The following is a 14,706-nucleotide window of genomic DNA, read 5'->3' as shown; positions in this document are numbered from 1 at the left end:
AGCGATCACCTACTTTCACTCACATCTAAAAATTGTATGATCGCTAACGTAATGTTATCTTCCCCACCGTGCTCGTTTGCCACATCAATTAACGCTTGCGCTTTTTCTTCAAGCGAGCGATCCGACGTTAATACGTCTACCATCGTCTGTTCAGGCACTTTATTCGAAAGGCCGTCAGAACAAAGCAATAACATATCCCCCTCATCGACAGCGACCGTTTTTACATCGAGTTCAATTACTTGCTCTGTTCCGAGCGCCCGCAATAGCACATGTTTACGCGGATGATATTCCGCATCTTCCTTTGATAGTTGTCCGCTTTTCACTAATTCGTTGACGAGGGAATGGTCTTCTGTCATTTGTTGAAATCCATTTGCGTTTAGTAAATAACAACGGCTATCACCGATATGCCCAATCGTCGCAAACTGCTTTGTACAAATTGCGGCAACGATCGTCGTGCCCATCCCTTGACAATGATCGTTCGTTTGAGAGTGTTGAAAAAGCGATTCGTTCACTTTCATAATATGTTCTTTTAACCACGTCTCCGCTTGCTGTGGGGACGTCATTTCTTCTGTTTCTTCCCAAAACTCTTTTAACTGCGTCATCGTCATTTCACTTGCCACATCACCAGCAAGATGACCGCCCATCCCATCAGCGACAACGGCTAAATAATCGCCTGTTTGATTGATAAAAACGCCACCGTTATCTTCGTTATGTGACCTTATTTTCCCGACATCCGTTTGAAAGACCGCCTTCATATACGTATCACTTCCTTACTTCGATCTCGGTTACACTTTCGTTTCTTCTTTTCGCTCTTTCGCACGTAGCTGACCGCATGCAGCATCAATATCGTGCCCTTGTTCACGGCGAATCGTTACGTTAATGCCATGTTTTTTCAACGTCTTCTCAAACGCAAAAATTTGCTCGCGCGGCGTGCGCACGTAGTTTCGTTCAGGCACATAGTTGACCGGGATTAAATTGACATGACATTTTAATCCTTTAATCAGCTCAGCAAGCTCTTCAGCATGTTCAATTTGATCGTTCACACCGCCAAATAAACCGTATTCAAATGTCACGCGCCGCCCCGTTTTTTCAATGTAATAGCGCACCGCTTCCATCAGCTCTGGCAATTTATACGCGCGGTTAATCGGCATTAGCTTCGAGCGCAATTCCGTATTTGGCGCATGAAGCGAAATCGCGAAGTTAATTTGCATATTTTCATCGGCAAATTGATAAATTTTTGGGATGATGCCGCTCGTTGATACAGTAATGTGACGCGCGCCAATATGCAGCCCTTTTGGATGGTTCACGATTTTTAAAAATTTGATGAGCTCATCATAGTTATCAAACGGTTCACCAATTCCCATGACGACGATGCTGCTCACTCGTTCATTCGTTTCATCGAGCGCTTTTTGTACTTTGACGACTTGGGCGACGATTTCACCTGCTTGTAAATTGCGCTTTAACCCCCCTAACGTTGAAGCACAAAACGTACAGCCGATTCGGCAGCCGACTTGGGTCGTGACACAAATGGAATTCCCGTAGTCGTGGCGCATAAGCACCGTTTCAATCGAATAGCCGTCATGAAGTTCAAATAAAAACTTCATCGTTCCGTCTTTTGACGTTTGTTGTACGAGCGTTTTTAATGTCGTGATGACGAAATGTTCATCTAACTGTTCGCGCAACGATTTTGGAATATTTGTCATCTCTTCAAATGACGTCACTCGTTTTTTATATAACCATTCAAAAATTTGTGTGGCGCGAAACGGCTTTTCCCCTTGCTGTTCCACCCAACTTTGCAAGTCTTCTAAACGCATCGAGTAAATGGATGGTTTCATATCATTTCACCTTTCTTTTTCAATGTTGCGATAAAAAATCCGTCGCTATATACGTGATGTGGAAGCAATTGCAACATGCCGTGACGCACGTATGGCGCAACCGATGATGGCAGACGCGAAGCAAGCGTCTCATCGAGCTCATATTGTGGATGTTCGTCTAAAAACGTCGCGATCACTTGTTCGTTTTCTTCCCGATCGACCGTACATGTGCTATATACGAGCGTTCCACCACGTTTTACAAGCGGAGCGACCGCCCGCAAAATATTTCGTTGAATACCGGCAAGTTGCGCAATATCTTTTTCGTTTTTCGCATATTTAATTTCCGGCTTCCGTCGAATGACGCCAAGCCCTGAGCACGGGGCATCAACTAATATGCGATCAAACGTTTCAGCAGCAAATTGCGTATGTGCTTGACGGCTATCGAGTTGTTTCGCTTCAATATTCGACAAACCTAGACGTTTTGCCTGCTGCTCAATGAGTTTTACTTTATGATCGTGAATATCTAACGCAACGATACGGCCTTTGTTGTTCATTCGTTCAGCTATATGTGTCGTCTTTCCACCCGGTGCGGCGCAACAATCTAACACGACGTCTGTTTCGGTTGGAGAAAGAGCGTAAGCAACAAGCATCGAGCTTTCGTCTTGAATCGTAAGAAGCCCTTCTTGAAACACGCTCGTTTTCGCTGCATTCCCCTTGACCATTTTTATCCCAACCGGCACGACAGAAGAAGGAACGGCTTCCATCCCTTCTTCTTTTAAGCGGGCGATCGCTTCTTCAACCGTTACACGCATCGCGTTTACGCGGGCGGTTTGTTCTGGCGGCAAGTTGTTTGCTTCGCACATTTGTTTTGTTTCTTCTACGCCAAACTGCGCCACCCATCGACGGACGAGCCAAAGCGGGTGGCTTGTCGCAATGGCTAGACGTTCGATGTCGTCTTTTATTTCATCAAACGAGCGCAACCCTTGGCGCTGAATGGAGCGCAATACCCCGTTTACGAGCGAGGCGATGCCGCGATGGCCGCGACGTTTTGCTATTTCTACCGCTTCAAATAACACGGCGCGATCAGGAATCCGGTCTAAAAATACCATTTGATAAAGCGACATTCGGAGCAACAGGCGCACCCACGGCTCAATTTTTCCTTTCACAAACGGCTGTAAATAGTAATCAAGCGTATCGCGTCGTTGGATCGTGCCGTACACGATCTCTGTTAAAAGCGCAACGTCTTGGGCGGATAATTCGTTCGTTTCGATCACATGATGTAATGATAAATTGCTATATGCTCGTTTTTTTTCAATATCTATTAGCACATCTAACGCTAAGTTTCGGACGTTTTTTTTACTCATTCTTTCCTCCTAATACTGTCCCGATTTCAATCGTTGCACCGCGTAAAAAGTCAGTAGCGCTCATTTTTCGCTTTCCGGCTGGTTGCAATTCAGTAATTTTGATCGCTGTTTCGTTGCCGGTTGCAACGACAATGCCATCGCGTTCAACGGCGACAATGGCGCCCGGCTTCGCTTGTGAAGACGTTCGTACTTTTTCTCCCCACCAAATTTTCCAACGTTCATCGCCATACGTCGTATAAGCGACAGGCCACGGATTCATGCCGCGAATATGGTTATAAATGTCTTCTCCCGTTTTTGTCCAATCGATTCGTTCTTGTTCTGGTTTAATGTTGTATGCAAACGTTGCTTGTTCATCATCTTGTTTCATCGGTGTGATGTCGCCATGAAGCAGTTTCGGAAGCGTTTCAGAAAGCAGTTTCGCCCCCGCTTCGCTAAGTTTGTCGTGCAACGTCCCGACCGTATCGCGTTCGTCGATCGGCACTTCCACTTGCGTTAATATGTCGCCTGCATCAAGTTTTTCAACCATATACATAATCGTAATTCCTGTTTTTTCTTTTCCTTGTAAAATCGCATAATGAATCGGTGCTCCTCCGCGCAACTCTGGCAAAAGCGAGGCGTGCACGTTAATGCACCCATACTTTGGCGCGTCAAGAAGCGGTTTCGGTAAAATTTGTCCAAATGCCGCCGTTACGATAAGATCCGGTTGCAAGGCGAGCACTTGCTCGTATTGCTCTCGTTCGCGAATTTTTGTCGGCTGCAACACAGGAATGCCGTATGATTGTGCTGTCACTTTCACAGGAGGTGGCGTCAACTGTTGTTTCCTCCCTTTCGGCTTGTCAGGCTGTGTCACGACGCCAACGACGTTGTATCCATCTTTCACGAGCTGTTCTAAAACCGGCACGGCAAAATCAGGCGTGCCCATAAATACGATGTTCATCCGTCGATCTCCCCTTCTTCATAATAGCGAATCACTTTTGACGTAAATAATATGCCGTGCAAATGGTCGATTTCATGTTGTAACGCGCGCGCTAAAAAGCCTGTCGCTTCGATTTCGAACGGGCGACCGCGACGATTTTGCGCGCGTACTTTCACATATTGAGAACGTTTCACTTCCCCAAATAACCCCGGAAAACTTAAGCATCCTTCTGGCCCAATTTGTTCACCGCTTTCGGCAACGATGACGGGATTCACTAACTCGATGCGCCCATGACGGTCGCCAATATCAACAATCGCAATTTGTTGGTCGATGCCGATTTGCGGGGCGGCTAATCCGACCCCATCGGCCGCCATCATCGTATCGTACATGTCGTTTAGTAGCTTAGTTAGCTTTCGGTCAAATACGGTGACCGGCTGACAAACGGTTTCTAAAATAGGTGCCGGATAGGTCACAATCGGTAAAATGGCCAAAACGGTTCCTCCCTTATTTACATCATCATATATGGATTTAAATCAATCGTAATCGTCACATCACCGCGCGCCATCCCGCGCTGATAATGTTCCATAATGGTGCGGAGCGCTGTCGTTAAGTTCGCTTCCCGCTTGTATTTTATCATGCATTGGTAACGATATCTATCGTTCATGCGCGCAATCGGAGAAGCAACAGGCCCAAGTACAGCCGCTTCAGCTGACAAATGTTTTTTCACATGTGCAGCAATTTTTTCAGCGATGCTTATTCCTTTTAGCGGATCAACATGCGACACCGTAATGAGCGTTAAATAGTAAAACGGTGGATACCCGTGTTTTTTTCGGTTCATCATTTCACGTTCATAAAACGCCTCATAATGATGTTTGCTTGCGAATTGAATGCTATAATGTTCAGGTGTATACGTTTGAATGACGACTTCACCCGGCAAATGATGCCGCCCCGCTCGACCGCTTACTTGCGTCAACAATTGAAACGTTTTTTCTGCTGCCCGAAAATCAGGGACGTGAAGCATCGTGTCTGCTGCTAATACGCCAACTAACGTGACGTTTGGAAAATCGAGCCCTTTGGCAATCATTTGCGTGCCGAGCAAAATGTCGGCCTTTCCTTCTCCAAATTCCCGAAGCAGTCGTTCATGTGCTCCTTTTCGGCTCGTTGTATCGACGTCCATCCGAATGACGCGCGCTTCTGGAAGCAATTTTGTTAATTCTTCTTCTACTTTTTGCGTTCCCGTTCCGAAAAAGCGAATATGTTCGCTTTGACAAGCAGGACAGTTCGACGACATTCGCTGTTCGTAGCCACAATAATGGCATTTCAGTTGTTGTTGGAAGCGATGATACGTGAGTGAGATGTCGCAATGCGGACATTGAATGACGTGACCACAATCGCGGCACATGACGAAAGACGAATAGCCACGACGATTTAAAAATAAAACGGATTGTTCTCCTTTTTGTAAACGCTCCGTTAATTTTTCAAATAAAAGGCGAGAAAACATCGAGCGATTTCCTGCGCGCAGTTCTTCGCGCATATCAACAATGTCTACAGGGGGCATCGCGTGGTCATTCATTCGCTTCGTTAACGTTACTTGTTTATATACCCCTTTTTGAGCGCGCGCAAACGATTCGAGCGATGGTGTAGCGCTGCCAAGCACAACAGGACAACGATGGTAACGACCTCGGAAAATCGCCACATCGCGCGCATGATAGCGAGGCGATTCTTCTTGTTTGTAGCTCGTTTCATGTTCTTCATCAATAATGATGATGCCGATGTTTTCAAACGGTGCAAAAATGGCAGAACGAGCTCCAACGACAAGCTGCACTTCTTTCCGTTGAATTTTTCGCCACTCGTCATACTTTTCTCCAAGCGATAAACCGCTATGAAGAACAGCTACTTTTGAGCCGAATCGTTCTTTAAACCGCTTCACCATTTGAGGAGTCAGCGAAATTTCAGGCACAAGCACAATCGCTTCTTTTCCCTTTTTTAAAACGAGATCAATCGCTTGCATATACACTTCTGTTTTTCCGCTTCCTGTGACGCCGTACATTAAAAAGACATCGTGAATGTCTTGCGCAATGGCTTGTCCGATATTGTTTAGCGCTTGTTGTTGTTCATCCGTTAAAGCGAGCGGTGTTGTTTTCGCAAATGATTGGTTTGCATACGGATCGCGATATACTTCTTTTTCTTTTATGATAACGAGCTGTTTGTCGACGAGAGATTGAACGGTTGATCGTGTACAATTTGTCTCATGCAACAACTGTTTTAACGGTAAGGCGCGTGCCGTAAGCAAACGCTCAAGCACTTGTTTTTGTTTGACCGATTGCTTTGGAAGCGACATTAATATATGTGTCACATGCTCGTCACTTCCACATAATTCAATCCACTTCTCTTTCTTTATTTTTCCTTTTTCTTCAACTCGGTAAACGACTTCCATATGACCGTTTGCAATTTCTTTTTGCAACAGGCGCACGTATGGCGTGTTTTCGACATCGCTCCACGGAATCGTCAAGCGGTCGCCAAACAGCGCTCGCACATCTTCGTGGACGAGTGATATATGTCGCTCGATTAAACGAATGTCTTTCTCATATTTTGCCTTCATCGCTGCGGGCAACATCGCTTGAAACGCCGATACCATGAAACAAAGCGTCGTTTCAGCTAGCCATTTTCCAAGTTGCAACAATTCTTTATTAAATACAGGAACAACGTCAAAAAGAGAATGAATAGGCTTTAATTGTTCGAGCGGCATGTCTGTCGTTTCTTTCAGTTCAATAACAAATCCTTGTAAAAAACGCCTGCCAAATGGCACGACAACGCGCATGCCTGGTTGTACAACACCGACAAGTTCCGATGGGATCGCGTAATCAAATGGGCGATCCGTTTGACTCGTAGGAATATCAACGATGACAGAAGCGACCGTCATAGGCGTCCCTCAATTTCATAATAAATTTCACGTAAAATTTGTTTTGCCACTTCCGATTTTGGCAAGAGTGGAAGTTGCTTTGCCGTTCCGTCTCGTTTAAATATCGTCACAATATTTGTATCCGTGCCGAACCCTGCTCCTTCTTGGACGACGTTATTTGCGACAATCATATCGGCATTTTTGCGCGCAAGCTTTTCTTTCGCATATCGTTCCACATCGTTCGTTTCTGCCGCAAAACCAACTAAAAATTGGTGCGTTTTTTGTTCGCCGAGCGTTTGTAAAATGTCGATCGTTCGCTCAAGAACGACGGTGTAGTCTCCTTGCTGTTTTTTTATTTTATTGTCAGCCACATATTTCGGGCGATAGTCTGCTACTGCCGCTGTTTTAATGACGATATCGCTATGTTGAAAATGCTTCATCACTTCTTCGTACATTTGTTGTGCGCTTTCTACGCGAACGATATTTACACCAGCAGGGCTAGGAAGCGATGTCGGTCCCGAAACGAGAACGACATCCGCACCAAAGTCGCGCGCCGCCTCTGCGATGGCATATCCCATTTTTCCTGTCGAATGATTGCTGAAAAAGCGAACAGGATCGAGCTTTTCGCGCGTCGGACCCGCTGTCACTAACACTTTTTTACCTTTCAACAACGCCTCTGTCGCCATATGTTGTTCAAGCAACGAAACAATCGTTTCTGGCTCTTCTAATCGCCCTTTTCCAACGTAACCGCACGCAAGTATCCCTTCCGCTGGCTCAATAAAGCGATAGCCATACGATTGCAATGTGCGCATATTTTGTTGTACCGCTGGATGTTCGTACATATGGACGTTCATCGCAGGCGCAAGCCAAACCGGTGCTTTCGTCGCAAGTAAAATCGTTGTCACCATGTTATCAGCGAAACCATAGGCGAGCTTTGCGATCGTGTTTGCGGTCGCAGGGGCAACCAGTACGATATGTGCCCAATCAGCTAAGTCAATATGTGCAATAACGTTCGGGTTTTTTTCATCGAATGTATCAACGTACACTTCGTTTTTTGATAACGCTTGAAACGTAAGCGGTGTAACGAATTGACAAGCAGCTTCCGTCATGACGACTTTGACATTCGCCCCCGCTTGCACAAGTTTGCTTGTGAGTGCCGCTGCTTTATATACAGCAATGCCCCCTGTAACACATAATAAAATGTTTTTTTGGTGAAGCATCGACGTTGCCCCTTTCGTTCGGTATTTGTAAAAAAATAACAACCTAAAAACTAGGTTGTCGTAAATAGTTTATTGCACTGCTTCTTCTTCGCTAACGACTTCAATATGACCTGCCGCAATTTCTTCTAACGCCTTGCCGACAAATTTTTTCGACACAGGTTTTTCGATCGTTAAGTCATTTTTCACTTGCAATTGGCGGGCGCGTTTTGCCGCAACTGTGACGAGTGTATATTTTGAATCGAGTTTTGTGATAAGCAAGTCAATGGAAGGATATAACATATTACTCTACCTCCAACATCTTTTTATATCGTTGTGCAACACGTTCACGTCGGCAATGTTCCGCCATGACAATCGCTTTAATGCGCTCGCATGCTAGTTCTACTTGATCGTTTTCAACAACGTAATCGTATGCATCCATCATTTCTAATTCTTCTTTTGCCGCTTGTAAGCGATCGCGAATTAAGTCCTCTGATTCCGTTCCGCGCATTTCAATTCGTTTACGCAATTCGCTTAAGCTTGGCGGAGCGAGGAAAATAAAGAGCGCCTCTGGAAACACTTTGCGAACTTGCATCGCTCCTTGCACTTCAATTTCTAAAAAGACGTCTTTTCCTTCTTGCAACGTCTTTTCTACGTACTCAATTGGCGTACCGTAGTAGTTGCCAACATATTCTGCCCATTCTAGCAACTCATTGTTGCGAATCATGTGTTCAAACTGTTCGCGCGTTTTGAAAAAGTAATCGACGCCGTCCACTTCGCCTTCGCGCGGCTGGCGCGTTGTGACGGAAATGGAATATTGCAATTGAATATCCGGCTGCGAAAATAACGCTTTTCGTACCGTTCCTTTCCCAACGCCTGACGGCCCTGATAAAACGATTAATAACCCTCGTTCTTTCACGCTCATCCCTGCCTTTCTATCATAAACAAACTACTCTACATTTTGCACTTGTTCTTTAATTTTTTCAAGGGCGCTTTTCATTTCGACAACTTCGGAAGCAATGTGGCGGTCGTTCGCTTTCGAACCAATCGTATTTATTTCACGATTGAGCTCTTGAACGAGAAAATCGAGCTTTCGTCCGACCGCTCCCCCTTCAGAAACGATGCGACGAAATTGTTCAATATGGCTATATATGCGTTTTAATTCTTCATGAATATCGACTTTTTCCGCAAACAAAGCGACTTCCGTCAACAGCCGTTGCTCATCTACAACACCTTGCACAAATTCTTGCATTCGTTTATGTATGCGATCGCGATAAGAAGCGACGACCGTCGGCGCGAGCTGTTCAACGCGATGTGCGCTTTTCTCAATCGTCTCCAGCTGCATCAGCATGTCTGCTAATAACGCGTTTCCTTCCTGTTCGCGCATATGTTTCAATTGCTCGACCGCTTCTTTTGTCGCTTGTAAAAGTAAAGAGAGAAGCGCATCATTTTCAAGCGGCTGTTCCGTCATTTCAACCGCGCTTGACAGCATATGTACAACATCTCGAAGCGATACATCGTCCGTCAAGTGAAACCGACTGCGCACGTCAGTTAGTAGACGATAATACGCATCAACAAGCTGCCAATCGACATGCACCGTTCGTTCAACAAGCTGTTCCCCTTCAATGGTAATCAATACTTCAACACGTCCACGTGCAATATGTTCTGTAATGACTCTTTTTATTTTATCTTCAAACATCATCCACTGTCTAGGCATGCGGATCGAAATTTCGCAAAAACGGTGGTTGACCGATTTCATTTCCACCGTAACGCTTATGTTTTCATTTTCTTTTTTTGCTCGACCAAACCCTGTCATGCTGACGATCATATTCTCACATCCATCGTACATATGAAATAAAAGAAGGTAACAGATGAGCTCCATTACCTTCCCTCATTATAACATATATCGCTATATGACGAAAACATTTCATGCACGTCTGCGCGCAAATAACGAACCAGCAAGTAAAAACGTCGGAATAGACGATAACCCAACAATAAGCAACCAATCCGCTAGAGGAAGCGAAACGGTATGGAAAATCGGCTGAAGCGGTGGATAATAAATGACAATAAGCAGCAACAGCAGCGACGACAACACCGCGAGCACTAAATACATATTTTCAAACGGATTGCGGTCAAACACCGACCGTTCGCTTCGGCAATCAAATACGTGAATGAGCTGGGCAAGCACAAGCGTCGCAAAGGCAACCGTCTGGGCATACGTTAAGTTCTCCGGGTGTCGCGTATGCACGACGAGAAAAGCGATCAACGTCACCATGCCGATGAGAAAGCCGCGACTAATGATTTTCCAGCCGAGCCCTCTGGCGAAAACCCCCTCTTTCGGATGACGCGGCGGCCGTTTCATGACGTTATCTTCCGCAGGATCTAAACCGAGCGCCATCGCTGGCAGCCCATCGGTCACGAGATTGACCCATAAAATTTGAATCGGAACGAGCGGAAGCGGAAGCGCTAAAATCATCGCAAACAACATAACTAAAATTTCACCGACGTTTGATGCAAGCAAGTAACGAATAAATTTACGAATATTTTCATAAATGTTTCGTCCTTCTTCAATCGCTGCTTTAATCGTCGCGAAGTTATCATCTAACAAAACGAGCGATGCGGCTTCTTTTGATACGTCTGTTCCGGTCACGCCCATCGCGATGCCGATGTTGGCTGTTTTAATCGCTGGGGCATCGTTCACGCCATCGCCTGTCATCGCGACGATATGCCCTCGTTTTTGCAACGCTTGCACAATTTTTAATTTATGCTCTGGTGATACGCGCGCAAAAACGTACACATCTTCAACGACATCTTCTAGTTCATCGACAGACAACGTCGATAACGTCTTTCCGTCCATTACTTTTCCGTTTGGTGGCAACATGTGAAGCTGCTGGGCGATCGCTTTCGCGGTTAAAATATGGTCGCCTGTAATCATCACCGTTTTAATGCCTGCTTTTTTACATTCCGCAATCGCTTGTTTTACTTCTTTCCGCGGCGGATCGATCATTCCTTGTAACCCGATGAACGTCAAGTCGCTTTCCGCTTTCGTTTCATCGTTCATTGTTTCCGTCAAAGAAAGCGGTCGATAGGCGATCGCAATCGTTCGCAACGCTTGGGAGGCGAGCGTATTGACCGTTTGTTGCACCAGTTTCCGCTCTTGGTCGCGCATAAGTTTCGTCTGACCGTCGATATATATGAAACGACAACGTTCTAGCAACATATCTGGCGCACCTTTTGTAACAATAAAGCGCCGATTCGCGCGATCTTTCACGATGACCGTCATCATTTTTCGCGTAGAATCAAACGGGAATTCATGTTCAATCGTAAATTCAGCGGCAATTTTTTCTTTCGTCCATCCTGCTTTCGCCGCCGCAACAACGAGGGCACCTTCGGTCGGATCGCCGTCAATCATATATGTTTTTCCTTTTTTCTTTATTTCCGCATGATTGCATAGCGCCCCAAATAATAATATTTGCTGTAATGCGGCATCTACTTTTTCTTGTTTGCCGTTATATAAAAACGTTCCTTTCGGTTCATAGCCCGTCCCGCTTACTGTCCATAACCGGTTATTCACCCATACGCGCGTCACCGTCATTTGATTTTCGGTCATCGTTCCTGTTTTATCGGAACAAATGACAGACGCGCATCCGAGCGTCTCGACAGCAGGAAGCTTGCGCACGATGGCGTTTCGCTTCATCATTCGTTGCACGCCGAGCGCGAGCACGACGGTGACGATCGCTGGCAATCCTTCTGGAATGGCGGCGACCGCAAGCGATACACCGGCTAAAAACATGTCATATAACGCATGTCCTTGCCAAACACCAAGCACGACGACGAGCGCTGTAAGAGCTAAAGCGATGACGATTAAAATTTTTCCGAGCTGTTCGAGCTTCCGCTGCAACGGTGTCGTCATCGTCGGTGCTGACTGCAATAAGTGAGCGATTTGTCCCATCGCCGTATTCATTCCCGTTCCAACGACGATGCCGACGCCGCTCCCTTTCGTCACGAGCGTGCCCATAAACGCCATGTTTGTGCGATCACCTAATGGCACATCATCTACAAGTGGCGCTGTTTGTTTTTCGACGGGAAGCGACTCGCCCGTCAACGACGACTCCTCAATATACAACCCTTTCGCTTCAATGATGCGCACGTCCGCCCCGATGCGATCGCCGCTTGCAAATTTGACAATATCGCCAACGACTAACTGAGCAGACGGCACTTTTCCCCATTCGCCGTCCCGCAAAACGAGCGATTCTGGTGCCGATAATTTTTTTAATGCTTCTAGCGACTTTTCCGCTCGGCGCTCTTGTATAAATCCTAAAAAAGCATTGATGATGACAATCGCCACGATCGCGACCGCATCAATGTATTCGCCTAATACAGCGGAAATCGCGGTTGCCGCCAATAGGACGAGCACCATAAAATCTTGAAACTGACTAAAAAATTGTTTTAGCGCAGACGGTTTTTTTTCTTCCGATAGCTCATTTTTTCCAAATTGTTTTAGCCGTCTTTTCGCTTCTTTTTCCGTTAATCCAAAGCCAATTTTTGTATTTACTTGTTTCTCTACCTGCTCGATACGCAGTCCGTGCCAGCTCATTTCTCTCCCCCTTCCGCTTTGTCTTATCTATGACAGCTTATTCAGGCATGTACAAAAAAATGATATGGTATAATGAAAAGAAAAAAGAGAAAGGTGTTTTCGATGTCTTTTGACGGAGTATTTACATATGCAATGACAAAAGAATTACAGCGCACGCTCGTTGGGGGGCGCGTGTCGAAAATTTATCAGCCGTTTCCACACGAATTATTGCTTCATATTCGCTCGCACGGAAACAATTATAAATTGTTGTTATCTGCCCACCCGACGTATGCGCGCATGCACTTAACAAACGAAACGTACGACAACCCGCACGAGCCGCCGATGTTTTGTATGTTGTTGCGCAAACATATGGAAGGAGGAATCATTGAAGGGATTACGCAAGTCGATTTTGATCGCATCATTATCATTCACGTAAAAACAAGAAACGAGCTCGGCGATGTTTGTACAAAACAGCTAATTGTTGAAATGATGGGCCGCCACAGCAACATCATTCTCGTCGATGAACAGACGAATACGATCATCGACAGCGTGAAACATCTTTCGCCTGCGGTCAACCGTTACCGGACGGTTCTTCCAGGGGCGCCGTACATATTTCCGCCATCGCACGACAAAATCAATCCGCTTCACGCGACGGAAGAGACGGTGTTAAAAAAGATCGATTTTCTTGCAGGAAAACTAGCCGATCAACTCGTCGCCACATTTACGGGCATTTCACCGCTTTTTGCGCGCGAAGTCATCTATCGCGCAGGGCTTGCTAACCGAGCGACGTTGCCGAAAAGCTTTATCTCTCTTATGGAAGATGTGCGAAACGAGAAATTTGCTCCGTGTATATATACAAACGGGACAAAAGACATCTTTTACGCGTTGCCGCTTACCCATATCGAAGGGGAAAGAAAACATTTTGCTACGTTAAGCGAGATGCTTGACCGTTTTTATTTCGGCAAAGCAGAACGCGACCGCGTCAAACAACAAGCACACGATTTAGAACGTTTTGTCGCGAACGAAAAAGCGAAAAATGAAAAGAAGCTGTTGAAACTTCAACAAACGATTGAAGAAGCAAAACAGGCGGAACAATATCGGCTATACGGGGAATTATTGACGGCACATCTTTATGCAGTCAAGCGCGGGATGAGCGAAATCGAAGTCGTCAACTATTATGACGAAAACGGCGGCACGATCACCATTCCGCTTGATCAACAAAAATCGCCGTCCGAAAATGCACAAAGCTATTTTCAAAAATACCAAAAAGCGAAAAATTCGCTTTCCATCGTGCAGGAACAAATCGAGCGGACGAAAGAAGAAATCATATATTTCGATACGCTGTTGCAACAGCTTGAAACGGCATCACCGAAAGACATTGACGACATTCGCGACGAGTTAATCGAACAAGGCTATTTGCGCGCTAAAGCAACAAAGCAGAAAAAACAAAAGCTGCGCACAATCGAACTCGAGCGCTACGTATCAAGCGACGGAACGGACATTTTTGTCGGCAAAAACAATAAACAAAACGACTATTTGACGAACAAATTCGCAAGCAAAGACGACATTTGGCTTCATACGAAAGACATCCCAGGCTCCCACGTCGTCATTAAAAGCAAAAATCCATCAGAACAGACGATCATCGAAGCTGCCCACTTAGCCGCTTACTTCAGCAAAGCGCGCCACTCAAGCTCCGTTCCGGTCGACTACACGCGCGTTCGCTATGTCAAAAAACCGAGCGGTGCCAAACCCGGCTTTGTCATTTACGAAAACCAACAAACGATTTACGTCACGCCGGATGAGGAGATCGTACTTAAAATGAAAAACCCGTCTAGGTAGGCGGGCTTTTCATTTTCGTCAAAATATTTTGTTATTTTTTCATTCTCTCTTTCTGTCGAATGGTGGTATAATAGAGGCGGAAAAAAGGAGGTGAGCGTG

At 45.7% G+C, this 14,706-nt stretch carries 12 protein-coding genes; 1 reads left to right on the top strand and 11 read right to left on the bottom strand.

What is annotated here, in order from left to right; genetic code table 11:
• Positions 1-5: 5 nt before the first annotated feature.
• From ACPF7I_RS05300 to ACPF7I_RS05250, 11 genes are all read right to left on the bottom strand, one after another.
• On the bottom strand, positions 6-755 hold the full coding sequence (locus ACPF7I_RS05300; protein WP_430744370.1) for a Stp1/IreP family PP2C-type Ser/Thr phosphatase: 750 nt from the start codon (positions 753-755) through the stop codon (positions 6-8).
• Between the two features lie 30 nt (positions 756-785).
• The gene (gene rlmN / locus ACPF7I_RS05295; protein ID WP_430744371.1) at positions 786-1,835 is read right to left on the bottom strand and encodes a 23S rRNA (adenine(2503)-C(2))-methyltransferase RlmN; all 1,050 of its coding nucleotides are present in this window, start codon (positions 1,833-1,835) and stop codon (positions 786-788) included.
• A complete protein-coding gene (gene rsmB, locus ACPF7I_RS05290; RefSeq protein WP_430744372.1) occupies positions 1,832-3,178 on the bottom strand; it encodes a 16S rRNA (cytosine(967)-C(5))-methyltransferase RsmB in 1,347 nt (448 codons plus the stop codon). Before rsmB ends, rlmN begins: the two co-directional genes overlap by 4 nt.
• Positions 3,171-4,115, bottom strand: coding sequence for a methionyl-tRNA formyltransferase (gene fmt, locus ACPF7I_RS05285; protein WP_430744373.1), 945 nt, complete (start codon positions 4,113-4,115; stop codon positions 3,171-3,173). The genes rsmB and fmt overlap by 8 nt, the downstream gene beginning before the upstream one ends.
• A complete protein-coding gene (def, locus tag ACPF7I_RS05280) occupies positions 4,112-4,585 on the bottom strand; it encodes a peptide deformylase (protein ID WP_430744374.1) in 474 nt (157 codons plus the stop codon). Before def ends, fmt begins: the two co-directional genes overlap by 4 nt.
• A gap of 17 nt (positions 4,586-4,602) precedes the next feature.
• Positions 4,603-7,017, bottom strand: a complete 2,415-nt coding sequence (priA, locus tag ACPF7I_RS05275) for a primosomal protein N' (RefSeq protein ID WP_430744375.1) — start codon at positions 7,015-7,017, stop codon at positions 4,603-4,605.
• A complete protein-coding gene (gene coaBC, locus ACPF7I_RS05270; protein ID WP_430744376.1) occupies positions 7,014-8,216 on the bottom strand; it encodes a bifunctional phosphopantothenoylcysteine decarboxylase/phosphopantothenate--cysteine ligase CoaBC in 1,203 nt (400 codons plus the stop codon). Before coaBC ends, priA begins: the two co-directional genes overlap by 4 nt.
• A gap of 69 nt (positions 8,217-8,285) precedes the next feature.
• Positions 8,286-8,495 carry a DNA-directed RNA polymerase subunit omega gene (gene rpoZ, locus ACPF7I_RS05265; protein WP_430744377.1) on the bottom strand — a complete coding sequence of 70 codons (210 nt, stop codon included), beginning with the start codon at positions 8,493-8,495 and terminating at the stop codon, positions 8,286-8,288.
• A 1-nt stretch (position 8,496) separates the two neighbouring features.
• Positions 8,497-9,117, bottom strand: coding sequence for a guanylate kinase (gene gmk, locus ACPF7I_RS05260; RefSeq protein WP_430744378.1), 621 nt, complete (start codon positions 9,115-9,117; stop codon positions 8,497-8,499).
• Positions 9,118-9,141: 24 nt separating this feature from the next.
• On the bottom strand, positions 9,142-10,020 hold the full coding sequence (locus tag ACPF7I_RS05255; protein WP_430745969.1) for a YicC/YloC family endoribonuclease: 879 nt from the start codon (positions 10,018-10,020) through the stop codon (positions 9,142-9,144).
• 99 nt (positions 10,021-10,119) lie between these two features.
• On the bottom strand, positions 10,120-12,789 hold the full coding sequence (locus ACPF7I_RS05250) for a calcium-transporting P-type ATPase, PMR1-type (protein WP_430744379.1): 2,670 nt from the start codon (positions 12,787-12,789) through the stop codon (positions 10,120-10,122).
• Positions 12,790-12,891: 102 nt separating this feature from the next.
• On the opposite strand from ACPF7I_RS05250, the gene ACPF7I_RS05245 reads away from it, so the two are divergent.
• Positions 12,892-14,607 (top strand): Rqc2 family fibronectin-binding protein, encoded by a 1,716-nt coding sequence (locus ACPF7I_RS05245; RefSeq protein WP_430744380.1) that lies wholly within the window; start codon positions 12,892-12,894, stop codon positions 14,605-14,607.
• Positions 14,608-14,706 lie beyond the last annotated feature (99 nt).

Origin of the sequence: Anoxybacillus dikiliensis, assembly GCF_050613275.1 — a bacterium.
In the GTDB taxonomy this organism is placed as follows: Bacteria; Bacillota; Bacilli; order Bacillales; family Anoxybacillaceae; genus Anoxybacillus.
Note: the sequence above shows the minus strand (reverse complement) of the source record. Positions and strands in the feature narration are given on the sequence as shown.

Excerpts from the sequence above, each read along its gene's own strand:
- ACPF7I_RS05255 (WP_430745969.1), bottom strand. The coding sequence starts at position 10,020 with ATGATCGTCAGCATGACAGGGTTTGGTCGAGCAAAAAAAGAAAATGAA.
- ACPF7I_RS05245 (WP_430744380.1), top strand. The coding sequence starts at position 12,892 with ATGTCTTTTGACGGAGTATTTACATATGCAATGACAAAAGAATTACAG.
- coaBC (WP_430744376.1), bottom strand. The coding sequence starts at position 8,216 with ATGCTTCACCAAAAAAACATTTTATTATGTGTTACAGGGGGCATTGCT.
- rpoZ (WP_430744377.1), bottom strand. The coding sequence starts at position 8,495 with ATGTTATATCCTTCCATTGACTTGCTTATCACAAAACTCGATTCAAAA.
- ACPF7I_RS05250 (WP_430744379.1), bottom strand. The coding sequence starts at position 12,789 with ATGAGCTGGCACGGACTGCGTATCGAGCAGGTAGAGAAACAAGTAAAT.
- fmt (WP_430744373.1), bottom strand. The coding sequence starts at position 4,115 with ATGAACATCGTATTTATGGGCACGCCTGATTTTGCCGTGCCGGTTTTA.
- rlmN (WP_430744371.1), bottom strand. The coding sequence starts at position 1,835 with ATGAAACCATCCATTTACTCGATGCGTTTAGAAGACTTGCAAAGTTGG.
- rsmB (WP_430744372.1), bottom strand. The coding sequence starts at position 3,178 with ATGAGTAAAAAAAACGTCCGAAACTTAGCGTTAGATGTGCTAATAGAT.
- priA (WP_430744375.1), bottom strand. The coding sequence starts at position 7,017 with ATGACGGTCGCTTCTGTCATCGTTGATATTCCTACGAGTCAAACGGAT.
- ACPF7I_RS05300 (WP_430744370.1), bottom strand. The coding sequence starts at position 755 with ATGAAGGCGGTCTTTCAAACGGATGTCGGGAAAATAAGGTCACATAAC.
- gmk (WP_430744378.1), bottom strand. The coding sequence starts at position 9,117 with ATGAGCGTGAAAGAACGAGGGTTATTAATCGTTTTATCAGGGCCGTCA.